This is a genomic window from Chitinophaga silvisoli (genome assembly GCF_003412465.1).
GTDB lineage: Bacteria > Bacteroidota > Bacteroidia > Chitinophagales > Chitinophagaceae > Chitinophaga > Chitinophaga silvisoli.
Genome location: NZ_QTJV01000001.1, coordinates 483,055 through 505,925, shown reverse-complemented (window position 1 = coordinate 505,925; position 22,871 = coordinate 483,055). Strand labels below are relative to the sequence as shown.

The 22,871-nt window shown below is 46.4% G+C and carries 23 protein-coding genes; 2 read left to right on the top strand and 21 right to left on the bottom strand.

Annotated elements, in window-relative coordinates; genetic code table 11:
* The 19 genes from DXN04_RS02150 to DXN04_RS02060 form a co-directional block, all read right to left on the bottom strand.
* Entirely contained in the window at positions 1–1,209 is a 1,209-nt protein-coding gene (locus DXN04_RS02150; protein WP_116851655.1) for a beta-ketoacyl-[acyl-carrier-protein] synthase family protein, read from the bottom strand.
* A 3-nt stretch (positions 1,210–1,212) separates the two neighbouring features.
* On the bottom strand, positions 1,213–1,476 hold the full coding sequence (locus tag DXN04_RS02145; protein ID WP_116851654.1) for a phosphopantetheine-binding protein: 264 nt from the start codon (positions 1,474–1,476) through the stop codon (positions 1,213–1,215).
* A 47-nt stretch (positions 1,477–1,523) separates the two neighbouring features.
* The gene (locus tag DXN04_RS02140; RefSeq protein ID WP_199414970.1) at positions 1,524–2,051 is read right to left on the bottom strand and encodes a hypothetical protein; all 528 of its coding nucleotides are present in this window, start codon (positions 2,049–2,051) and stop codon (positions 1,524–1,526) included.
* 56 nt (positions 2,052–2,107) lie between these two features.
* Complete coding sequence (locus DXN04_RS02135; RefSeq protein WP_116851653.1) at positions 2,108–3,355, bottom strand: NAD(P)/FAD-dependent oxidoreductase; 1,248 nt, start codon at positions 3,353–3,355, stop codon at positions 2,108–2,110.
* The gene (locus DXN04_RS02130) at positions 3,352–4,419 is read right to left on the bottom strand and encodes a methyltransferase (RefSeq protein WP_116851652.1); all 1,068 of its coding nucleotides are present in this window, start codon (positions 4,417–4,419) and stop codon (positions 3,352–3,354) included. The genes DXN04_RS02135 and DXN04_RS02130 overlap by 4 nt, the downstream gene beginning before the upstream one ends.
* Before the next feature lie 13 nt (positions 4,420–4,432).
* Positions 4,433–5,536 carry a beta-ketoacyl-[acyl-carrier-protein] synthase family protein gene (locus DXN04_RS02125; protein WP_116851651.1) on the bottom strand — a complete coding sequence of 368 codons (1,104 nt, stop codon included), beginning with the start codon at positions 5,534–5,536 and terminating at the stop codon, positions 4,433–4,435.
* A gap of 23 nt (positions 5,537–5,559) precedes the next feature.
* The gene (locus tag DXN04_RS02120; RefSeq protein WP_116851650.1) at positions 5,560–5,985 is read right to left on the bottom strand and encodes an acyl-CoA thioesterase; all 426 of its coding nucleotides are present in this window, start codon (positions 5,983–5,985) and stop codon (positions 5,560–5,562) included.
* A gap of 16 nt (positions 5,986–6,001) precedes the next feature.
* Positions 6,002–6,730, bottom strand: coding sequence for a hypothetical protein (locus DXN04_RS02115; RefSeq protein ID WP_116851649.1), 729 nt, complete (start codon positions 6,728–6,730; stop codon positions 6,002–6,004).
* A gap of 20 nt (positions 6,731–6,750) precedes the next feature.
* Positions 6,751–7,170 carry a 3-hydroxyacyl-ACP dehydratase gene (locus tag DXN04_RS02110; protein WP_116851648.1) on the bottom strand — a complete coding sequence of 140 codons (420 nt, stop codon included), beginning with the start codon at positions 7,168–7,170 and terminating at the stop codon, positions 6,751–6,753.
* A gap of 8 nt (positions 7,171–7,178) precedes the next feature.
* The gene (locus DXN04_RS02105) at positions 7,179–8,069 is read right to left on the bottom strand and encodes an LpxL/LpxP family acyltransferase (RefSeq protein ID WP_116851647.1); all 891 of its coding nucleotides are present in this window, start codon (positions 8,067–8,069) and stop codon (positions 7,179–7,181) included.
* The gene (locus DXN04_RS02100; protein ID WP_116851646.1) at positions 8,069–8,326 is read right to left on the bottom strand and encodes an acyl carrier protein; all 258 of its coding nucleotides are present in this window, start codon (positions 8,324–8,326) and stop codon (positions 8,069–8,071) included. The genes DXN04_RS02105 and DXN04_RS02100 overlap by 1 nt, the downstream gene beginning before the upstream one ends.
* Positions 8,327–8,509: 183 nt before the next feature.
* Positions 8,510–9,736, bottom strand: coding sequence for a beta-ketoacyl-[acyl-carrier-protein] synthase family protein (locus DXN04_RS02095; protein WP_116851645.1), 1,227 nt, complete (start codon positions 9,734–9,736; stop codon positions 8,510–8,512).
* Positions 9,737–9,871: 135 nt separating this feature from the next.
* Positions 9,872–10,600 (bottom strand): 3-oxoacyl-ACP reductase FabG, encoded by a 729-nt coding sequence (fabG, locus tag DXN04_RS02090; protein WP_116851644.1) that lies wholly within the window; start codon positions 10,598–10,600, stop codon positions 9,872–9,874.
* A gap of 38 nt (positions 10,601–10,638) precedes the next feature.
* Entirely contained in the window at positions 10,639–12,177 is a 1,539-nt protein-coding gene (locus DXN04_RS02085; RefSeq protein ID WP_116851643.1) for an HAL/PAL/TAL family ammonia-lyase, read from the bottom strand.
* 107 nt (positions 12,178–12,284) lie between these two features.
* On the bottom strand, positions 12,285–13,574 hold the full coding sequence (locus DXN04_RS02080; protein ID WP_116851642.1) for a hemolysin family protein: 1,290 nt from the start codon (positions 13,572–13,574) through the stop codon (positions 12,285–12,287).
* Positions 13,575–13,597: 23 nt separating this feature from the next.
* Positions 13,598–14,329, bottom strand: a complete 732-nt coding sequence (locus DXN04_RS02075; protein ID WP_116851641.1) for a ZIP family metal transporter — start codon at positions 14,327–14,329, stop codon at positions 13,598–13,600.
* Positions 14,326–14,904 (bottom strand): phosphatase PAP2 family protein, encoded by a 579-nt coding sequence (locus DXN04_RS02070; protein ID WP_116851640.1) that lies wholly within the window; start codon positions 14,902–14,904, stop codon positions 14,326–14,328. The genes DXN04_RS02075 and DXN04_RS02070 overlap by 4 nt, the downstream gene beginning before the upstream one ends.
* Before the next feature lie 2 nt (positions 14,905–14,906).
* Positions 14,907–15,680: a class I SAM-dependent methyltransferase gene (locus DXN04_RS02065; RefSeq protein ID WP_233525504.1), complete on the bottom strand. Its 774-nt coding sequence runs from the start codon at positions 15,678–15,680 to the stop codon at positions 14,907–14,909.
* Positions 15,681–15,746: 66 nt separating this feature from the next.
* Entirely contained in the window at positions 15,747–17,777 is a 2,031-nt protein-coding gene (locus tag DXN04_RS02060) for an LTA synthase family protein (protein WP_116851639.1), read from the bottom strand.
* A 368-nt stretch (positions 17,778–18,145) separates the two neighbouring features.
* Between DXN04_RS02060 and glmM the strand changes: the two genes are divergently transcribed.
* Both glmM and DXN04_RS02050 read left to right on the top strand, forming a co-directional pair.
* Positions 18,146–19,528 carry a phosphoglucosamine mutase gene (gene glmM, locus DXN04_RS02055; RefSeq protein ID WP_116852401.1) on the top strand — a complete coding sequence of 461 codons (1,383 nt, stop codon included), beginning with the start codon at positions 18,146–18,148 and terminating at the stop codon, positions 19,526–19,528.
* A 171-nt stretch (positions 19,529–19,699) separates the two neighbouring features.
* Positions 19,700–20,827: a cysteine desulfurase family protein gene (locus DXN04_RS02050; RefSeq protein ID WP_116851638.1), complete on the top strand. Its 1,128-nt coding sequence runs from the start codon at positions 19,700–19,702 to the stop codon at positions 20,825–20,827.
* Positions 20,828–20,867: 40 nt separating this feature from the next.
* Here the strand turns inward: DXN04_RS02050 and DXN04_RS02045 are convergent, their stop codons facing one another.
* Together DXN04_RS02045 and DXN04_RS02040 are read right to left on the bottom strand one after the other, a co-directional pair.
* Positions 20,868–21,578 carry a LytR/AlgR family response regulator transcription factor gene (locus tag DXN04_RS02045; RefSeq protein ID WP_116851637.1) on the bottom strand — a complete coding sequence of 237 codons (711 nt, stop codon included), beginning with the start codon at positions 21,576–21,578 and terminating at the stop codon, positions 20,868–20,870.
* Positions 21,553–22,767, bottom strand: coding sequence for a sensor histidine kinase (locus DXN04_RS02040; protein ID WP_116851636.1), 1,215 nt, complete (start codon positions 22,765–22,767; stop codon positions 21,553–21,555). The genes DXN04_RS02045 and DXN04_RS02040 overlap by 26 nt, the downstream gene beginning before the upstream one ends.
* Positions 22,768–22,871 lie beyond the last annotated feature (104 nt).

Below are 22,871 nucleotides of genomic sequence, written 5' to 3'. Positions count from 1 at the left end.
TTAACTAATTTCCTTCGAAAAGACCAGGCTGGAACAGTTTCCGCCGAATCCAAAAGAGTTTGACATGACATTGTTGATCACATTGCCTTCAGAAAATGTCGTAACCGGCGAGAAGCTGAGTTCCTTCATCTGGTGGCTGAATTGAGCATTCGGATAGAGGTAGCCCTCTTTCACTGCCAGTGCAGCAAATACGGCTTCTATACCACCACTGGCACCCAGGGTGTGGCCGGTGAATGATTTGGTACTGCTTACCGGAGGTACTGCATTCCCGAATAAACGCTGGATGGCGGTACCTTCTGACAAATCATTGTTCAGCGTACCTGTACCGTGCAGGTTGATATAACTCATATCCTCAGGGCCGATACCTGCCATTTCCATGGCCTGCTGCATCGCCAGGTAGTTACCTATCCCATCTGGAGAGGAAGCTGTCTGGTGATAAGCATCATTGGCATTTGCGTAGCCGGTGAGCTTACACCAGGGCTTTATATCCATTTTCTGTGCAATGGCATCACTGACCATTACGATGTAGCCTGCCCCTTCTCCTAAGTTCAGACCAGTGCGGGTATCGTCGAAGGGACGGCAGGCCTGCTGATCCAGGATCATGAGCGTATTAAACCCATTGAGGGTGAAGCGGGTCAGGGCATCAGTTCCACCTGCGATCACTACATCTACCAGGTTGTTTCTGAGCAACCTGGCTCCATACATAATAGCGTTTGCAGAAGAGGAACAGGCAGTGCTGATAGTAGATACATGATGGCGGATGCCCAGTGCATCGGCTACCAGTTCAGTGATGCTGCCGCATTCGTGGTTGACTACATCGCGCAATCTGCCGGATTGATTGTCCTGCAGGTATTCGGCGAAGAAGTCTTCCGTCTTGTCCATACCACCTACAGTATTGGCAGAGACGAGACCTACCCGGTATTCACGGATATTGCCAAGTTGCGCACTTTCCCATGCCTCCTTTGCAGCCACAGCACTGAGGAGTGCAGTTCTGCTGATGTGAGCAGGGAGCCCTGACTTTGCAGCCAGTGTAGCATTGTCCGCTTTTACTTCTACTACCGGAAAGCTGTCGCGATGTGTGGAGGACAGGTATTGCATGGTGGCCATTCCCGGCTTCATTTGCCGGAAAGAGGTAATGCATTCACGCACATTGTTACCAATACCGCAAATGACACCGCCACCTAATACCCATACATCGTTTCCGCTCATGGCCTATTTATTTTGTTGCTGATGCGCTGTGATAAAATCGGCGATTGTACGCACAGAATGAAAGATTTCAGGCCCTTTCTCAGGGTTGGCAATACGGATCTGGTAATGCTGTTGCAGCAAAACAATCAGTTCCAGTGCATCGATGGAATCCAGGCCCAGGCCATCTTTAAACAGGGGCATATCGTCACCGATATCCTCCGGTTTTACTTCCTGCAGGTTCAGTTGCTCTACGATCTGGGCTTTGAGTGTAGCCATCAAATTTTCCATGATATTATTTTTTATAGGTCGTGACTACTATGAGCCACGGATAGAAATTATTTTTCAACCTGGTGAAGGATCACTTCGTACGCACTTCCCATCACCTCTACCCATCCACATAATACGGCGCTGACAGCTCCTTCATACAGTAACTGTCTGGTATACCCCATTATCAGCCCCTCATCATAAGTATCCGAAGTAAAGAATGCATTCTCACCTTTAAATCCATGACGGATGCTGATCTCCCCCATTACTATATTCGCCAGCGTGTATACAAACAACGCCGGACTGGGAAAGTCCTTAATAGAATCAAAATAGCGCAGGTCTGTATCCAGACTGGCGCTACGATTGGCTAAAACCAATCCTACCTGCTCAGGCGCATAGCCGGTAAACGGTCGGTGCTGTAAAAGGACTTCTGCCGCCAGCCATCCCAGCTTACTGAGATGATCCATCTTATGAAACTTGGGATACTGTCCCGAAAAATGATCATATGCCGCCCGCAAAAAGTCAGGCAAAGACTGATCTTCCGGTGTCTCCCAGATCACCTCATTGTTCCTGTAGATCCGGTTGTTCCGGATCACCACACTTCCAGTTATATTTAGCCCGGTGCTATCCAAGTTGTACTTCCTCCTCTTTGATCTTATCTATTAAATTCGTCAATCTTTTCCATCAGTTCAATGGTACGTGCCAGCCGTTGCAGCCCTTTCTCATGGTTTTGTACATATGGGTTAGTTTCATCCCATACATAACCCGCCAGTACAGAACAGATCTGGTTCTTCACATCTTCCTGGATATTCTTTGCAAAGAAAATTTTATCCAGCGTACCCTCATACCATGCCATCACATAAGAGCGGAAGGTATTCACTCCCTGCATAGTGGGTTGCATGTATTCCTTTTCCCAATCCACATCTTCGCCTTTCAGCTTGCGGATCACCAGCTTAGATGCTGTCTGTGCAGACACACAGGCCAGTGTGACCCCTGATGAGAAAATAGGATCCAGGAACTCTGTTACATTCCCCGTCAGCACAAAACCTTCTCCATAGAACTTATCTGTTGTTGCAGACCAGGACTCCAGTATCCGTGGCTCAAATACCAGTTCTACATCTTTGAAACGCTCCCTGGTATAAGGCTCGGCAGCCAGCATAGCACGGAACTGCTCTTCCGGCGTACCTGGAAATTCATTGTGGAATGAAGGATCACTCACGAAACCTACCGAAGTATTGCCGGAACTGAATGGAATAATCCAGATCCAGGTACCCGGTCTGTGTACCACCGCTGTAATTCGGTTCGGCTCATCGTATTGCAGCCTGTTTACATCCACTGTGTGGGCAAACAAAGCCTTGCGTGGTTGTAAATTAGAGCTTTTCTCCAGGTTGAAGAGGCGCGGAATCACTCTTCCATACCCACTCCCATCTACTATAAAACGGGCCTCAATCTCATACTGCTTACCACCCGCCTCTTCTACTGTGGTCACAGAATCAGTGCCATTGAATTCAATATTGGTTACAGTAGTATTGTAGCATACCGGTACTCCCATCTCCTCTACCGCATCTGCCAGTGCTTTATCAAAATCAGCCCTGGTTACCTGCCAGGTCCAGTCCCAGCCTTTTGTATATTGTTCTTTAAAAGTAAAATCACAGATCTTATCGCCCTTTACGAACTTGGCTCCAAACTTCTGCTGGAAACCTTTCGCAGTAATCGCATCGATGAACTTTGCTTCAGACAAAGCTTCCATGCTACGGGGCAACAGACTCTCCCCGATCACAAAACGGGGAAATTGTAATTTCTCGACGATCTTCACAGAATAACCTGCCTGCCTGATGATAGAAGCAGCAACAGTTCCGGAAGGGCCGGCTCCTATGACCAGCACGTCTACTTTTTCTCTCATTTTTGACACTTTAAGAGGGTATAATTTAAGCCCATTTCGTTATTTTCTTCTACGATACGCAGACCCGCATCAGCAATGCATTTGAAGAAGTCGTCCGTGTGGTACATCTGACTGTTTCCATTAGCCATAGCAGTAAAGTAAAGGCTGGTTTGCTGCAGGCTAAATGCTGCTGACTTAAAGCGCTGTCTGTTCCAGAATGGCTCCAGGATATAGATCGTACCGTTTTCAGTCAGTGCTTCGCGGCAACGCTTCAGGATAGATACAATCTGCTCTTCGGAGAAACAGTCAAGGAACTGGCTCATCCAGATTGCATCGAATCCCTGTGGGAAAGGCAGACTTTCATCCAGGATATTCGCTTCGTGGAAAGATACACGATCCGCTACCCCCTCATCTTTCATCTTTTGCGCTGCAATTTCAATTTCACCTGGCAGGTCAAACATCGTTACCCGAACATCTGCATCGTGCTTTGTACATGCCAGCGTCCATTTCCCGGTGTTACCGCCAATGTCAAGCAGGGTGCGGGGTTTATTTGCAAATACGATCTGCAGCGCCTGTGGAAAGGCCAGATCAGAATAATAATGGTCAAATTCGAACCAGCTCTTGCCAATTTCAGGTGGCAGCAATGGTAAACCCGGGTAAATGGTATCCCATGGACCCAGTTCTTTCAGACCCGCAGGACGGCCTTCCTGCAGACTTTCCTTCAGGTGGTTCATACCCAGGTAACAGATGTCCTGGGAGAAATCCATGTTGATGCGGGTCAGCCTGTCATGCTGAATAAAGTAACCTGTTTTTGTCAGGGAATACTTCTTCTGCTCACTCACAATCAGTAATTCCATACCCAAACCAGCCTCCAGTAATACACGTACAGCGTAACGGGACAGCTTTACGTGCGCTAGTACTTCTTCAATCGTCAGCCCTTCAGGACCACTATTGCTGATCACTTCCAGAATACCAAAATCACGCAATGCGCGGGTAGCCTGAAATGCGATCGGTGCGAATGCCAGTCTCAGTGCTGCTTCCTGTGCCTGTAGGGCTGTCTTTGTTTCTTTACTAAAAAGCTCCATGCTGTGTGTATATCTATTTAGAAAATACCATCGCAGCATTACACCCTCCAAATCCCGACACTGTTTTCAGGAAATGCTGCATTGGTTTGTAGGTTATCTGATTATTGATTAATACCGGCTGACTTACACCCAGTGTTTCGAATCCCAATGTTGGGATCACAGTATCCTGCTGTAGTGCCCGCATGCCGATAATTGCTTCTATCAGGCCGGCGGCACCCAGGGTATGTCCATAGTATCCTTTCAGGCTATTCACAGGCCTGTCCAACAAACCTGCGAGGTGCAAGGCTTTGGACTCCATCTCATCATTGTACATGGTAGCTGTACCATGTGCGGATACAAATCCAATATCCGATGGGGTTAGACCAGTTCCTTTCAGCGCCTGCCGCATCGCATAACCCAGTTCCGCACCTGTACGGCTGGGACCAGATATGTGATTGGCATCGTTTGTAACGGCACCTGCGCCGACACGAATGCCAGCTTCCCTTGTAGTCAGCAGTACTGTAGCTGCACCTTCGCCCAATGTCACGCCCTTGCGTTCTGCATCAAAAGGCCTGCAGGGCTCAGGACTCACTGCCTGGAATGACTGGAAACCGGACAATACAAACTTAGTCAGTACATCCGCTCCCGTTACAATTGCCTGATCATACCTGCCTGACAGCATCAGTCTTCTGGCGGTAAGGATTGCCAGCAAACCTGAGATACAGGCATTGCTGACCACAATCGGGTCAGCTGTATAACCAAAGTGAGTAGCTACCTTGCGGGCAGTGTGGAAGAGTTCCATCTCTGCCATTGCAGGATTTCCCTGTTCTTCCAGCAATTCGATATTCCCCTTGGTAGTGGATACGATGAATGCAGTACGCCCATCGTTGATATCAATGTTGCCCTGGTCCAGTACCTGCTGTACAGAACGAATCAGCATCTGTTCAAAACGTGTAAAGGCAGTCATATTCAGCTGTCCGGGTGCAAACATGGCAGCATGAAAAGGACCCGGCGCAAAAGCCGGATCATCATGCAGGCGAATACCGCTCTGCCCATTACATACCTGTGCAAAATTTTCAGCTGTTGTACTACCCAGCGGAGAAAAGATATTATCTGCCGCTACATACACATTCCTCATGTCCGCTCATTTTTATTTAACTGCTACAGCTGCCCATGCTCCCTTTTCCATTTCTCGAAAAAGGGAGGCAGGGTCAGTTGCAATGAATTTGTCTCTATATCGAGAAATACCTGCATGGAACTTCCGTCAGCCACCAGTTCACCGGTGGCAGCATTGTATAACTTATACTCAAACTTAAGTTTGGCTGCCCGGGTATTTACATAGGTAGTTTCTACAATAACGCGGTCGCCATAACGTAAAGAGCGCTTGTAATTACAATCCACCTTTACAACCGGCACCGAATAACCATGATTATATATATCGAGATAACGGAACCCATACTTTTCTCCAAAGGCTTCGCGGCCATCTTCAAAATAGCGTATGTAGTGACCATGCCATACTATTCCCAGCGGATCTGCTTCGTTAAACTTTACCAGTATATTGGCCTTTTCCGTTAGTGTCGGGTACATATATTCCTCTGTTTTATCACACCGCCTTCTTGCCTTTTTTGGCTTTCGGCTTTGCGGTATCCGCTTTTGGCGCTTCCGCTACCTTTTCTTCAGGAGCTGATGCAGCTGCTTTTGCCCAGTCCTTATATTTATCGGTACTTATTGTGTGCAGTACTTTGTAAACGGTATATGCCCAGTAGTTACGGAAACCGAAACCCTGTGCCTTACCGGTGATTTTTTCTGAATTCAGCACTTTCTTTGTGCCCAGGTCCAGGAGCACCGCATACATAGATGCTTCCTTATTGGTCTTGCTCATGCCTTCCATTACGAATACCAACCCGATACCTGACTTGCCGCTCAGGTTGTAGGTCTTTACATGTTTGGCCACGTCCTCAGCAGTCAATGTACCCAGATCGCTGACATTGTCAGTCTTCATACCGGCCACATTGGCATTGTCATTTACCTTATTTACCGCATCGGGATAATTGATAACAGGCGCTGTTCTTTTGAAAGAGCCGGTTACGTCATATTTCTTTGCTTCAGTAATGATGACAGAATTAATAGGTTCAAACTTTTCTTTGATCTCCGTCGGCGTAGCCGTTTCTCCCTGGATCTTCGTCAATGAAAAGTCTACACCCAGGTAAGTGAGTGGAGTAGATGTGTTGGCGAAAAACTCTTTTAATGATTGTGCATAACCGCTTATGCTTGCGCTACATAACAGGAACAATGTCAGCAGAAGAAAATGTTGTTTTCTAACATGCGTCATAAAGAATGGTTTTTAAGTGATTAGGGGTTTATAAATATTTTGAGCTCACATTGAGCCATCACTTTTCCGTTTAACTGAACTTTAGCAGCCACCATGGTAGCATTGAATACCTGGCTCACAATCTCCGTGGTAGTTTCGATGAAAGAGCCTGCAGGCGGGAACGCAAACACTTCAAAATCTTTTACCGCACCGATAAACCCGATGGGCACAGGCGTTTTTTCCTGTTGGGCTACATACCCCACTCTTGCTGCGGCAGTCTGTGCCATATTTTCCAGCAGTCCTGGTGATTTAAACACGCCTTCCTCTACAAACAAATTATCCGGCGCTATCTGCAGGCCGGTTCGCGTAATATTATCTTTTACTTCCAGGATGCCACTGATCATTACGATCGGCGCACGCTGAGGAATATATGCTGTAATGTCGTCTGTATGGATGAACATCGTGTTTATTAATTGTTTTTAGGCTGTTCCCAGAAATCGTAATAATTAAACCATTGCTCAGGATACTTCCTGACCATACCTTCCAGTTCCTGCACAAAGTCCTGTACAGCCAGCTCTACCCCCTGCCTGCGCCTGCCATGGTATTCACGGGGTGGCGTAGCATAGAGGTGGTAATGGGTATTTGTCTCCTTAAATGCAAAAACCAGTGATACCGGTACCCTGAAGGTGGCGGCCAGCAGAAATGGTCCTGCCGGAAAACTGGCTTCCTGCCCCATAAAGGTAGCATTCACTGTTTTATTGCCAGCCAGAAACCGGTCCGCATGCATGCATACCAGCTCCTGATTGCTCAGCGCTTCATTGATGGCGTAAATGTGCGACAAATCATCCTTAATTACAATGATATTCACATTACGCTCTCCCGTTATACTGGATAAGTACTTTTTGATTCTCTCGTGCTCACCGTCGAACATCACAATATTAATGCGGGTCTGCAACCTGGTAAACAGGTGTCCCGCTACCTCCCAGTTTCCCAGGTGGGCACTCAGCATGATACCGCCCTTACCGGCAGCGGTGATCTCCCTGAGGTATTGCTCCCCCTCGAACTCAAAGGTAAATTTATTAGACAATCCGGACATGACAATGACCTTATCGATCAGTACCTGTCCGAATACATAATAATTCCTGTACACACTCCACAATGACTGCCACCAGCCATAGCCTACCTTCGTATGAAAATATTGAAAAATAGGGCGGGATGAACTATAGGAAAACAAGAAATAATATGCGGCTACAAACCTTAATAAAATGTAGGCAGGCAATACGCCTCCATAACGTAATGTCCCAATAAAGATGCTGTACCCCAGTTTATTCCCTTTGGACTTTCCCTCCCAGGAAGCCATTATACCAGTTCTTTTTGTTTAAGACGATTGGCTACATAGTCATAAAAATCCTGGAAGGTAGCGATCCCCTGGAAATCTTCAGGGTTTACCTTGAAGCCGAAATTGTTTTCAATCACAACCACCAGGTCGATATAGTCCAGGCTATCCAGGTCCAGGGTAGCTTTCAGGTTAGCATCAGGCGTCAGGGATGCCAAATCCGCCTCAAATTCCTCCACGAGGAATGCATTCGTCGTTTGTATAATCTCTTTCTTATCCATAATCAAGTGTAAACTAACTCAGATATAGGTTGTGATGTTTAAAAAATTGGTTTGAAATAGTTCGCGTCACCTTATCGTCTTTAGTATTCCCTTATCTTTCTGTACCCTTCTTAATAGTTGTAAGTTGATCTTTGCCTCAAAGTTATAATAAATACTCTAAAGTGCTGACAGTTAACAACAAGCCTATTCATTATTCCACTTGCGGACTATCAGGGAGGAATTGGTTCCCCCAAATCCAAAAGAATTAGACAAAAATATATTAAAATCTTTATTAATGGTAGTACCGGCTATATTTAATCTGGCGGCTGCGCCGTCCGGGTTTTCCAGGTTTATATTGGGTGCTATGAAGCCATTTTGCATCATCAGCATTGAGTATACAATTTCGCTTGCACCTGCCATCCAGCACTCGTGCCCCGTCATTGATTTGGTGGAGCTTACATAAGGTCGGCTCTCCCCAAATACCTGGTCAATGGCCGCCGCTTCACTGGCATCACCGGCTATCGTACTGGTAGCATGCGCATTGATGTATTCCACATCCGATGGCTTTAAACCTGCATCTTTCAGGGCAATCTCCAGGGAACGTACCGGTCCTTCGATAGTCGGGTTAGAGATATGTGCACCATTGGAAGAGAATCCGTACCCGATCACCTCACCCAGGATAGTCGCGCCACGACGCTGTGCCGATTCCAGGCTTTCCAGGATCACCGTAGCCCCGCCCCCACTGGGTACCAGGCCATCCCTGTCTTTATCGAAGGGGCGGCTGGCCTTGGCAGGGTCATTTTCCCTTACTGAAAAGGCAGCGATACCGTCAAAGTTGCCCATTGAGTAAATATTGATCTCCTGTGCACCTCCACAGATCACACAGTCCTGCATACCATTGCGGATGAACATATAACCCAGCCCAATAGCATGGGAACCACTGGCACATGCCGCACTTACACTAAAGTTGATGCCCTTTAGCTTGAAGATGGTGGCCAGGTTCATATTGATCGTAGAGTTCATGGTCTGGAACACAGAACCGGAACCTACCAGCATGGTATCCTTTTTTTCCCGCATGATATCAGTTGCCTCTATCACCGGTTTGGAAGAACTATCGTTGCCAAACAGCAGCCCCACTTCCTTCTTTTCCAGGTAATCCTGGTCCAGGCCAGCCATCGCCAGGGCCTCGCGCGTACTCATATATGCAAACTCCGCCTGCTCCGGCATCATGAGCCGGGAACGTCGATCCAGCATACCCTTCAGATCCGGACGGTCTACATAACCAGTCAAACCTGAACGATACCCAAATTCTTTCCTGGCAGGATCCAGAATAATGCCAGACTTGCCTTTATATAACGAGTCTCTTACAGCTTCCAGGTTTTTTCCAATACAGGAATAAATACCCAATCCGGTAATCACTACTCTGTTCATGATAACATATTTTTAGAGAGGCCTGAGTGCGAAATTATAAAAGTAAACGGGGATTTAACCCGTTTTGCATGCAGGATGTAAGTGCGTGGGTGTGTGACAGTAAGGTGCATTGGTTTACAATGAATTATACTTTTATCAGGTGTACAGGCCACCATTGATGGACAGTACTTCACCTGTGATATAAGCAGACGCTTTACCAGCAAAAAATGCTACTGCTTCTGCTACTTCCTCTGGGGTTCCGAACCGCTTCATAGGTACCTGGGCAGCCAGTTCCTTTTCATTCAGCTCAGCTGTCATATCAGTTTTAATAAAACCGGGCGCTACCGCATTCACGGTTACACCCCGCTTGGCGATCTCCTGCGCCAGTGCCTTTGTAGCACCGATTACCCCTGCTTTGGCAGCGGAATAATTGGTCTGACCAGGCAATCCTTTGATACCTGACAGGGATACAATATTAATGATACGTCCATAACGTTTCAACAACATATTGTTCAATACCTGCTTGGTCACATAAAAGAACCCATCCAGGCTTGTGTTCAACACATTCCGCCATTGGTTGGAATTCATTGAAAACATCAGGTTATCTTCACGAATACCGGCATTGTTCACCAGTATCTCTATTTCTTTCTCTTTGTTGGCTTCTACCCAGGTTCCCAGTACAGCCTGTACTTCCTGTTCGTTGGCTACGTCAAACTTTAAAGATTCTCCGTCACTTCCCTTAGCACGTACCGCTTCCAGTGTTTCATTGGCGGCAGCTTCATTACCTTTATAGTTGACAATTACATAATAGCCCATCTCCGCCATCTTTACGCATATTGCTCTGCCTATCCCTCTTGAGCCACCTGTTATTAAAGCACATTTCATCCTTTAGTATTTTGGTTATTAAACCGGCTGGAAACCTTTTAAATCTTCACTTTTGGTTCGTGCTGCATCAGGTATTCCTTAATCCTTTTAGCATCCTTGTATTTCGGGCTGTCCTGGATAAATTTAGGGAAAATTGCCCTTACTTCCTGGTAGATCAGGTGTGAGAAGGATGACAGCTTATCCTGGCAATTCAGGTAATCTACTGCCTGCAGCATCGTCATCACCTGGATAGCCAGTACCTCAAAAGTGTTCTCTATTACCTTATGAGTCAGGAGCGCAGCATTCGTACCCATGCTCACAATATCCTGGTTATCATTGTTGTTAGGAATACTGTGCACATACATGGGGAAAGACAGGGTCTGGTTCTCCGCCACAGTAGAGGTAGCCGTGAACTGAATGCCCTGCATACCGAAGTTAAGACCCAGTTTACCCAGGTTCATAAACGGCGGGAACTTGTGATTGAGCTTGTCATTCATCAGGTAGTTCAGCTGCCTTTCGGAGAGCATTGACAATTTGGTGATTGCAATCTTCACCTTATCCATTTCCAGGGAGATATAATCACCATGGAAGTTACCCCCATGAAATACGTTCTGCTGGTGGTGATCCACTACCGGGTTGTCACTCACAGAGTTCAGTTCCTGCACCACGATCTGCTCAGCATGTGCCAGCGTATCGTATACCGGTCCCAGCACCTGTGGTACACAACGCAGGGAATAGTATTCCTGTACTTTATCTTTAAAGATCTCCTCTTCCAGCTCTTTGTAGAAGTGGTCGGGACGGTGCCTTACCATCTTACTGTCTTTCAGAATGTCGCGCATAGCGGCAGCCACTTTGTTCTGACCGGCATGTTTCTTTACGGCATTCAGTTCAGCACTGAGGTGGTCGTCAAATGCTTCCACGATCTCGTTGATCATAGAAGACAGGATCAGGCTCCATCCCAGCAATTTCTTTGCCTGGATAATGTTCACCAGACCAATACCTGTCATGGTAGAGGTACCATTGATCACTGCCAGCCCTTCACGTACATGCACGCCGATCGGCTTAATGCCGAGTGCTGCATATACTTCTGCCGTAGGCCGCAGCTCCCCTTCGTAGACTACCTCACCTTCGCCGATGAGTACCAGGGCCAGGTGAGCCAGCTGAACCAGGTCACCGCTTGCCCCTACGCCACCGTGCTCGTATACACAAGGAAAAACGTTTTTATTGATCAGGTCTTTCAGTAAAATCACCAGCTCAGGATGTACCCCTGAGTGTGCCTGCATGAAACTGCTAAGGCGGGCGATCATCAGACCTTTGGTCAGTACAGGATTCAGATAGTTGCCGGCTCCTGAGCTATGGCTGCGGATCAGGTTGTATTGCAGCTGGTGTGTATCACTCTCGCTGATACGGTATTGTGCCATCGGCCCAAAACCTGTATTGATACCATAGATCAGTTTCCTGGCGGAAAACTGCTGTAAGAATTTAAAATTCTCCTCTACCTGTTGTAAAGCCGCTGTATCAAGGGATAATTCCTCCCCATTAAACAAGATCCGGTGCACTTCTTCCAAAGAAAGCTCTTTACTTCCTAATACGACCATTGTAGTGTGTTAAATTAAATTATTTACTTATGTAAAAGAGTGAGCAAAATTAATAAATTCACTCAATTATCCCCCCTGGGAGTTAACTCAATTTTTTTGCATTCAGGTTAGCCTTCCTCCACTTCCGGCGATGGGGCTACTACTAGTACTTTATCAATTCTGTGGGCATCCATGTCTACTATTTCAAAGGTAAACCCTCTCCACTCAAACTTCTCCCCTACTTTTGGAATGTGCTCCTGGTGGTGCAGGATAAAGCCGGCCATAGTATCAAATTCCTGTTCGAATTCCGTCATCCAGCCCTCCTTGTCAAACTTGCTGAGGAAGTCGTAAAACGGAATCTGGGCATCTACCAGGTAGCTGCCATCTTCGCGCTGTACAATTTCCCAGTCATCGTCCTGCCCTGTTTCCGGCATGTCACCCACGATTGCCTCCAGGATATCGTTCAGGGTGATCATACCCAGGAAAGTACCGTATTCATCTACGATGAAGGCAGCACGGCTTTGGGTTTCCTTAAATTTCTCCAATACCTGATAAGCAGAGTTGTTCTCAGGAACAAACAGTGGCTTTCTCAGGATTGTGCTCAGGGAATAATTATTGGAAGCGGCAGCCATGTAGAGATCCTTAATTTTAATGATCCCTACTATATGATCTACCTGTCCTTCGCATACGGGGTACACGGAGTGGGGACTATCAAAGATTTTCTTCCTCACCACCTCCTTATCGTCATGGATATCCAGCCATTCAATGTCTGTACGGTGGGTCATGAGGGAGGTAATATTCCTGTCGCCAAGGTGAAACACACGCTCGATGATCTCCTGCTCAGTTTCTTCAATCGCATCTGATTCAGTAATCAGGGCTTTGATCTCTTCTTCAGTGAGGTTATTGTCTGATGGCTTTACATTGAAAATCTTTACCAGCAGGCTGGTAGAGGTGCCAAGCAGCCAGATAAATGGATAAGTGATTCTGGACAACAGGATCATAGGCCTTGCCACACTTTTGGCAATGCCTTCCGGACGCGCCATACCCACCCTTTTGGGCAGGAGCTCTCCCAATACCAATGTTACATAGGTCACTACCACCACGATGATGGTAATGGCAATGCCATTGCTGTAAGGGCTAAGCAGCGGTGATTTAGAGATAATGTCGACGAGTGTCGCTCTGAGAAATATACCGGATAGAAGTCCAATGGCAATACTTGTCAGGGTAATGCCTACCTGTACCGTGGACAAAAACCTGTCCTGATTGTTTGCAAGCTTTAATGCTGCTTTTGCTTTTTCATCCCCTTTATTGGCAAGGTATTCCAGCCTGGCCTTCCTCGAATATTCCATAGCTATTTCCGCCATGGAGAAGAGACCGTTCAGTAAAATAAGGATGAAGATAATGACGACGACTTCCATATTAAAAGCCTAAAAATAAAGAATTATTCAAATATTAAAGTAAGAAATGCTAAAAGGAGACCTGCCAATATGGCCAACACCTTGCGCTTGCTCAATTCATGATGGCGGGTACCACTCTCGTAGAAAATGGTAGTGGATATATGTAAAAACGCTCCGATCACCAACGCTACCAGGTAGACGATAATGTTCGTGATATACACGGAGTGACTACCCAAAACCGCTGCCAGTATAGCGGCGGCCGGAGTGACAGCCGAAAAGATAAGAAGAATGCGCCAAAGTTTCGCGCCATGCTGATGACTATGAATCATAACAGTGATCAATGTCATAGCCTCAGGCAGCTTATGCGCAGCCACCCCAATCACCAGCGAAGACAGGGCTGCTGGGTCTGCGAACTGAAAGCCCAGCGGGATACCCTCCATAAATGCATGTACGGAAAGTCCCAGCAATAGCGGGGTAATAGATACATGATCATGATCTCCCTGTGGCAAATGGGTATGACCATGCTCTGCACCATGAGATAATTGTTGCAAAGCCACCTGGAGGAAAAAGCCGGCTACGATGTAAATACCTGCCTGATGCCCCAGTTCATGATACACCTCCGGCACCAGGTGCAGGATGGTAATACCAAACAGGCAGGCACCGGACATAGCCAGTAGATAAATGGGCAGGTTGGGATTCGCCTTCCTGACCACCATCGGAATAATACCTCCACCTACTGTAGCGGCAAATATGATGATTAATAAAGCCCAGTTCATGTTGTTAGTTCAGGTTCCAGTCGGATACGGCGCTGGAAAAAGCTACCGCTCATAAATCCTAAAAATATCCCTAGTATAGCACCGCCGGCTACATCAAACGGATAATGCACCCCTACGTATACCTGGGCATAGCTGATAGCTATAGCCCAAACGAAAAACAGGGAAGCAAACCATTTGTTGATATGACGAAAAGTTAAAAAGCAAAATGTACCAAGCGCAAAATGATTCGCTGCATGGTTGGAAGTAAAGCTGCCACTCTGTGGACAATAACTCACCAGGATGCGTACCGTTCCGGCCAGATCAGGGTTACGGCAAGGCCTTACCCTGGAGAAAAAGTCCTTGATGTGCAGGCTACCCTGGTCTGCAAGACCAAAGGTGAGCAGGAAAAATGCAATCCACCAGAATCCCCGCCAGCCAAAATTGATGCTTACGAACACCAGGAGGAAGAGGTATAATGGTGCCCACATAAAAGGCTCCCTTAGCATGGGAATGAAGGCATCTGTCCATGGCGTATGCCATTGACCATTAATCAGGTTGAACAACTGATGGTCCAGGTGAAGCAATGCTTGTTTCATGTCTAAGGTTTTGTGGCAATAATGATCAGTCGGGGTGACAGTTGCTCATTGTAAGCATTGAAGTGATAGTCACCAAAGACCTCAGTTATTTGTAAACCCTGACGGGCGAACATTTCTTCGAAGTCGGCTAAAGTATAAGCGCATACGCTCTCTGTGAAGGTAGCACGCTGCATGCGGGCCCGATCCAGGATATTGATCTGCTTGTGGAAATGGCCGTCTACGAGCTCCCGCTGTATATCGAATACCACATCCCCCTTTTCCTTTAGCTCGCTGCTTACCAGGTGATTAGCCACGTAGGTACTGTTCAGGTAGTCCAATACGAGCTTGCCTCCCGGTTTAAGGGCGTTCCTGATGGTACGGAGTGCGTTGTCGTTTTCCCTTTGGGACTCGAAATAGCCGAAGCTGGTGAAGAAGTTGAAAACCAGGTCGAAGTAATTAACCCGGAATGGAAGGCGCATATCGTGCTGGAAAAAGCTCAGGTGATCGTTTTCCAATTTTTTGGCAATATTGATACTGTTGATAGACAGGTCGATGCCTGTAACAGTGTAACCCTTGTCCGCCAGGTAGCGGGAGTGCCGGCCACGCCCGCAGGCTACATCCAGCATGGTAGCGCTGGTGGGTGGTTGCAGGTATTCCAGCAACTTATCGATAAATGAGGCAGCTTCTTTATTATCCCTGTTATTGTACAACAGGTGATAATAGGGAGAATTGAACCAATCTTTGAACCACTGTTTTTGTACTTCCACGTCCGTATCGTTATATGCTTCTATTATCATAATCGGGAGTGCAAGATACTAAAATTTAACCGAGAGGGGGATGGCAAAGCCATCCCCCTCTGTTTGCTATTTTGCGTTTTGTTTCTTGTTATTAAACATCAGGTACCTCGTACTCTCATACATCGCCCTTGCCAGCTTGTCCAGTCCCTTTGCCGTATCCGGCAGTTCCTTTACCACGTTTTTCAGCGGGTCTTTGGACTTCAGGTCATATAGCGCCGGGGCCCCCGTCTTCATATTTATTTCGTACTGGTATTGATCCCCGATCACCGCCATGTGGGTCATCAGGTTCTTGGAATAAACACTGAGGGTATAACGGGTACTGATGGTAGAATCCAGCATATCCCTGCCCATCGTGTAGTTTTTTACCGGCATGCCTACCAGCTTTGCCATGGTCGGATATACGTCTACCAGGCTCACCGGGTAATTGATTACCCCTGGCTGCACAGTACCTGGCGCATAAATGAAACAGGTCGCATGTACACCACCACTTCCCAGTTCATATTCCGGTATCGGCATAAAGTGATAAGGGTTGAGGCTGCAGTTGTGATCGCCAAACATGATAAAGATAGTATTGTCCAGGTAGCCGTTTTTGCGCGCCTGGTCTATCAGGTGGCCCACATTATAATCTTCATAACGAAGGGCATTGAACTGATCGATAGATACAAAACCGGCCTCTTTGAACTTCGCCATATCTATATCCTTCTCAGTCACCTTTTTAAACCCTCCACCACCACTGGTAGTTGTATAAGGTGGATGGTTATCAGCCAGTTGAAGAAAAGCTATGAAAGGTTGCTTTCTGTCATTGGCATTTTTAAACAATTTATCTGCTTCATTTACCAGGTCATAGTCAGCAATCCCCCATACATCCGCCTTTGGTGCGCTGTACATTCCTTCTTCATACACTTTTACCCCTGCCACGTTGTTGGTAAACACCGCACGCACATTGGCCCAGTTTGTATTACCACCCAGCAGGTAGTACTTTTCGTATCCCTTGAACTGGTCCATGATCACCCTTTGATCCACCATCCGGGGATGGCGGCTTGCAGTTTGGGTCACCGTCACATCCGGTACACCGGTGGTCACTCCATATACAGTACGGGCAGTGCTGATAGCCGGTACATAGAAATGTTTGAAGAGGATCCCGCTGTCCGCCAGTGCCTTCATATTTGGCGTGGCCTGCATTGGGTTGCCGTACATACTGGTGATACAGGCACCTGTCGATTCCAACATCACCAGCACCACATTCATTTTCTTCTTCTCATCGGATCCAGGAATTTCCCGCTCAAAGTTCAGGTTTTCCACATCCGGGTGGTCGATACCCAGGTAATCCACAATTATCGGGTATAATTCTTTCGTTTTTTTCTCATCATAGGTGTCGGCCTGTACACTCAGGTTCGACACATAGTAGAGGAGCGGGTTCAGGCCCAGGCTGGTAATGCCATTGTCCCGGCTGAACATCGCCTGGCTCCAGCGCAGGGGAAAGTAAGCTACATTGCCATACATACCAGCAGCAAACAGGAGAATGAAGCCTACTGTCCAGCTGGTATAGCGCCCAGCCTTCAGGTATACCGGTGCTTCTTTCGAAAGGCGGCGGTACAAACCTTTGTACTGGCGGCTCATCAGCCACATGAAGAGGCCAACGGCAATCACCACTCTTACAATGGGATAAGTCTCCCAAAGCATGGTAGCATTATCTCCCCGCTCCCCGTCGGACAGGAAGCGCATTACTGATGGTTCGATCCTCAGCCCCAGGTAAGCATAATGCCCCAGGTCAAAGATGTATACCCATACCAACACGAAATAGGCAATAAACAGGTAAACAAACGTAAATCTCCTTATCCAGTTCTTTGTAAAGAAACCATTCCGCCAGATCAGGCCTATGATCAGCAATGGTGCCATGACATATAAAGTGAGACGCAGATCGAAACGCAGACCAAAATTCCAGGCTTTCGCGATGGCTCCACTGTCCTGAACGGTTGATTTAAAGAAGAAAAAATAGAAAATCAACCGAAACAACAGGGTGAATAGGTAAAGGAATATGGCCTGAACAATCACATACCGAATATACCTGGGTATATTCTTCCAAAATGATTTCATTGTAATGTGGTGCTATTTTAGTACTTGAGATTGTTTAAATTCTTAACAATAATTTAAACAGGGGGCAAATATACCAAATAATGAATGGGAAGCCTGATCATTAAGTTTAAAATCCCATTAAAAGGTAAGAACCAACTACATAAGTATTATAACCCTGCTGAGAATGCTAAAAAGGGCAAAATTGATGGAATATTACCTTATATATATAATATATAGGAGTGAAAAGAGAGAATTCTGCCATTTGATAAATGCAATTTTTGTACACTTTACAAAAATTACCAGTATATACACAAAGGCCTGGAAATATGGAATTTGTCATTTGAGAATTGGAACTTTATCTTTGCCCTTCTCTAATAAAATTGAAATTCGTGGCACTGATCAAATCGATTTCTGGTATTCGCGGAACCATCGGAGGAAAACCCGGCGAAGGGCTTTCTCCTCTTGATGTGGTAAAATTTACAGCAGCATTCGGGACCTGGCTCACACAACAATCTGACAACAGAAAAGTAGTTATTGGCCGTGACGGACGTATTTCCGGCGAAATGGTCAAGCAACTGGTTGTTGCTACCCTGAATGGATTAGGACTGGACGTGGTAGACCTCGACCTTTCCACTACCCCTACGGTAGAAATTGCGGTAAAACAGGAAAATGCAGCCGGAGGTATCATCCTGACTGCCAGCCATAATCCAAAGGAATGGAACGCCCTGAAGCTGCTGAACAGCGAAGGCGAATTCATCTCCGGCGAGGATGGTGCAGTGGTACTGGACCTTGCAGCCCGCGAAGACTTTACCTTTGCTGATGTCAACAAGCTGGGTACCTATGAAAGGAACGATACCTATATGCAGAAACATATAGATCTGGTCCTGAATTACCCGCTGGTAGACGTTGCGGCTATTAAAGCACGCAACTTTAAAGTAGTGGTGGATGCGGTAAACTCTACTGGCGCTACCTTCATCCCGGCTTTGCTGAAAGCCCTGGGCGTGGAGGATGTAACAGTATTGTTCGGTGAAGTGAATGGCCGGTTCAGTCACAACCCGGAACCCCTGCCGGAAAACCTGACTGCACTGAGCAACGAAGTAAACAAGTCACAGGCTGACCTCGGTATCGCCGTGGATCCGGATGTAGATCGTCTTTGCTTTGTTTGCGAAGATGGCAGCATGTTCGGTGAAGAATATACCCTGGTAGCAGTTGCTGACTATATCCTGAAACACAGGAAAGGTAACACCGTTTCCAACCTGTCTTCTACCCAGGCACTGAAAGATGTAACCCTGAAAGCCGGTGGCGAATATCACCCATCTGCCGTAGGTGAAGTGAACGTGGTAAGGAAGATGAAAGAGGTGAACGCTGTGATCGGTGGTGAAGGTAACGGTGGCATCATCGTTCCGGATCTGCACTATGGTCGCGATGCACTCATCGGTATAGGTTTGTTCCTGAGCCATGTGGCACAGATAAAAAAGAACCTGAAAGCTATCAGAAATAGTTATCCTGATTACTTCATTTCAAAGAATAAGATCGAGCTGGATAAGGGCGTGGATGTAAAAACCATCTTTGAAAAAATCAAGGGTAAGTATAAAAACCAGCCGGTAAATACCGAAGATGGTCTGAAAATCGAATTTGAGAAGGATTGGGTGCACCTGAGAACTTCTAACACTGAGCCGATTATCAGGATTTATTCTGAAAGTCAGAATGAAACCACTGCTGATAATATCGCTAAAAGAATCATGCAGGATATCAGAGAATTCATGCATTGATAATAGCGCTGCAGGCAGTTGCCGGCCGTCAAAAAAAAACGCTTTTGCCCTGGGGCAAAAGCGTTTTTTTTGGTACCTGCCCTTCAAGAAATTGGCACTATAATATTAAAAAAAGTAGGACATTTGTACCCGCCAACGGCGACTTATTAGATCAAAAACCACCTAACCACCTTGAACAGAATTTATTTTGACAACGCAGCGACCACGCCGCTTGACCAGGATGTGCTGGACGTGATGCTGCCTTTCATGACGGAAAAGTTTGGCAATCCTTCTTCCATCTATTCCTATGGCCGGGAGTCACGCCTCGCCATTGAGAACGCGCGCAAGTCCGTAGCCAAAATACTGAATGCCCATCCGGGAGAAATCTTCTTTACTTCAGGCGGCACGGAATCCAGTAATACCGCTATCAACGCAGCTATCCACAACCTCGGCTGCCGGCACATCATCAGTTCTGAAATAGAACACCATGCTACCCTCCACTCTGTCGAGCACCTGCATGTGCGCGACAATATCAAACTGAGCTTTGTCAAACTGCTCCCTAACGGACACGTAGACATGGAGCACCTCCGCGAACTGCTCGCTACTTCCAAAGAGCGTTGCCTGGTTACTTTAATGCATGCAAACAACGAGATCGGCAACCTGCTGGATCTGCATGCCGTAGGTAACCTCTGCAAGGAGTTTGATGCCATCTTCCATTCTGATACTGTACAGACTGTAGGTCACTACCCTTTTGACCTGCGCAATACCCCTGTTCACTTTATCAATGGTGCTGGTCACAAGTTCCATGGTCCAAAAGGCGTGGGCATCCTGTATATCAATGAGAATGTGAAGATCACCCCATTCATTCAGGGTGGTTCACAGGAGAGGAATATGAGAGCCGGTACAGAAAACCTGTATGGCATTGTAGGCTTTGCCAGGGCATTGGAACTGGCCACTACTCACCACGAAGAACATAAAGCATACATCAATGGTCTCCGTATGTATATGGCCGAAAAGCTGAAAGCTGAGATCCCGGGTGTAGATTTCAATGGTGATCTGTATGGTCGCAGCCTGTACACCGTGCTGAACGTGGGCTTCCCTAAAACGGAAAAGAGTGAAATGTTGCTGTTCAACCTGGATATCAATGGTATCTGTGCATCTGGCGGTAGTGCCTGTACATCCGGTGCGGATGCAGGTTCTCATGTGATCCGTGCCATTAGCAGCAATCCGAATATGATTGCGGTGAGGTTCTCTTTTAGTAAGAATAATACAAAAGAGGAAGTAGACCAGGTAGTCGCAAAACTGAAAGAAATCATCTAAATAAGAAGGCCGGGGTTGTTGCCCCGGCCTTTGAATTACTTTAACTATTTCTGTTGATCACATCATAGAACTTCTCCCTATAACCATCACTGATCGGGATACTCTGATTTGCGATCATCACCGTATTCTTCTCCACAGAATTAATCTTATTTAAAGATACCACGTAAGAGCGGTGTACCCGGATAAACTTGTCCGAAGGCAATCTTGTCTCAAACGACTTCAAACTCCGTAAAGTCAGTACCGGCTGGTAAGGTGTATAAATCTTCGTATAATCTTTCAGTGCTTCGATGAAGAGAATATCTTCCAGGTTGATCTTGATGATCTTATACTCTGTCTTGATGAAGATATAATCGTTCACATGGTTATTATTGTTATCATTATTCTTCTGCTGCGACATGGTCTTCAGCTCCAGCGCCTTGGTAGCTGCCCTCAGGAAGCGTTCGAATGGCACCGGCTTTAGCAGGTAATCCACCACTTCCAGGTCAAAGCCTTCCAGTGCATATTCTCCATACGCTGTTGTAAATACCACCATGGGCGGATACTTCAGCGACTTCATGAATTGTATACCCGTAATGTCAGGCATTTTAATATCCAGGAATAACAGGTCTACCCGCTCTTCCTGTAGAAAGCGTAATGCCTCAGCAGCATTTTCAAATGTAGCCACCAGCTGAAGAAAAGGTACTTTCTTCGCAAAGTCTGTTATAATTTCCAATGCCAGTGGTTCATCATCCACCGCTATACACCTGATCATTTTTCAGCTCGATTTTAAGATCAACAATAAATTGGTTTTCAGCTTCTGTTATTTCAAGCTCGTGGTCTTCAGTATAGAGTAATTCCAATCTCTTTCTTACGTTTTGTAAACCAATCCCACCTTTTTCGCCGACCCGCTGTTTGAAAACAGCATTTTCAACCACCAGTCGTACCTGGTTCCTCTCAATTGCTACGGCAATAGCTATGAAGGATGGCTCAGCATAACTGATACCGTGTTTAAATGCGTTCTCTACAAATGGGACCAGGAGCATGGGTTCAATACGCAATCCTGCCGGATTGCCCTGTACTGCGTAATCCACGACGATATCCTCAGGCAGCCTAAGTCTCTGAATATCAATATAGTCTTCCAGATATTGCAGTTCCTGTTGTAGCTGTACCTTGTCCTCATTGGACTCATAAATCATGTACCGCAGGATGGTCGAGAGCTTGATGATAGCATGCTCTGTCTGTGCGGAATGTTTATGCGCCAGTGAGTAGATAGTGTTTAGACAGTTAAAAAGGAAGTGAGGATTAATCTGGGACTTTAAAAATTTTAATTCAGCGTTTAAATTCTCCATTTTAAGAGCTTCCCGCTGTTGTTCAGACTTAAACCACTCCTGGGCAATCTTGATAAATCCACTCATAAAAAGCATGAGCAGGGCTGCAAAAACCGTTTTTCTCAATATCTCCGGAAACAAAACATAGTCTACAAAAGTTGGAATTTTCCCGTTTACATACCCGTCGTCAAATACCAGGGGAGGCCTTTCCCTGAAATCTACCCCGCCATGGGGACGGTCATGATAAAAATGGTACATAGGCGGCGGCATAAATTCATCCTGCCCTCCCTGCCCCGGCTGGTGCAAAGCAGCATCCTCCTTTGCATACAATTTCCAGAAGGCATATTCAGACACCGCCTGCTGCATTATCACAAAAAGCAATACCAGTACTACAAAAGACAGGTAGTAAACAATCTTTTTGACAGTGAAAAAGCGGGGAATGAGGAAATAAAAATTGAGGTAAAACACACCTATCAGAAAGAGGTTATCCACAATTTCGCGTGCGAAAAACCACGGATGCTGAATCCTGATCCTATAGATAAAAAAGGGAAAGAACAGGAAACAGGTCCATACTGCAATATGCAAACCGATATTGAACAGTTTGTTCCTATAGAGTTGTTTTAAATTTATCATGTGCCTAAAAGCGCGATAAACTTACACTCAATTCCTGTAAAATCTGCTAAGTGTGCTGAAAAGAATCGTTAAAATTTTGGGGATAGGGGTAGCCATGTGGCCAG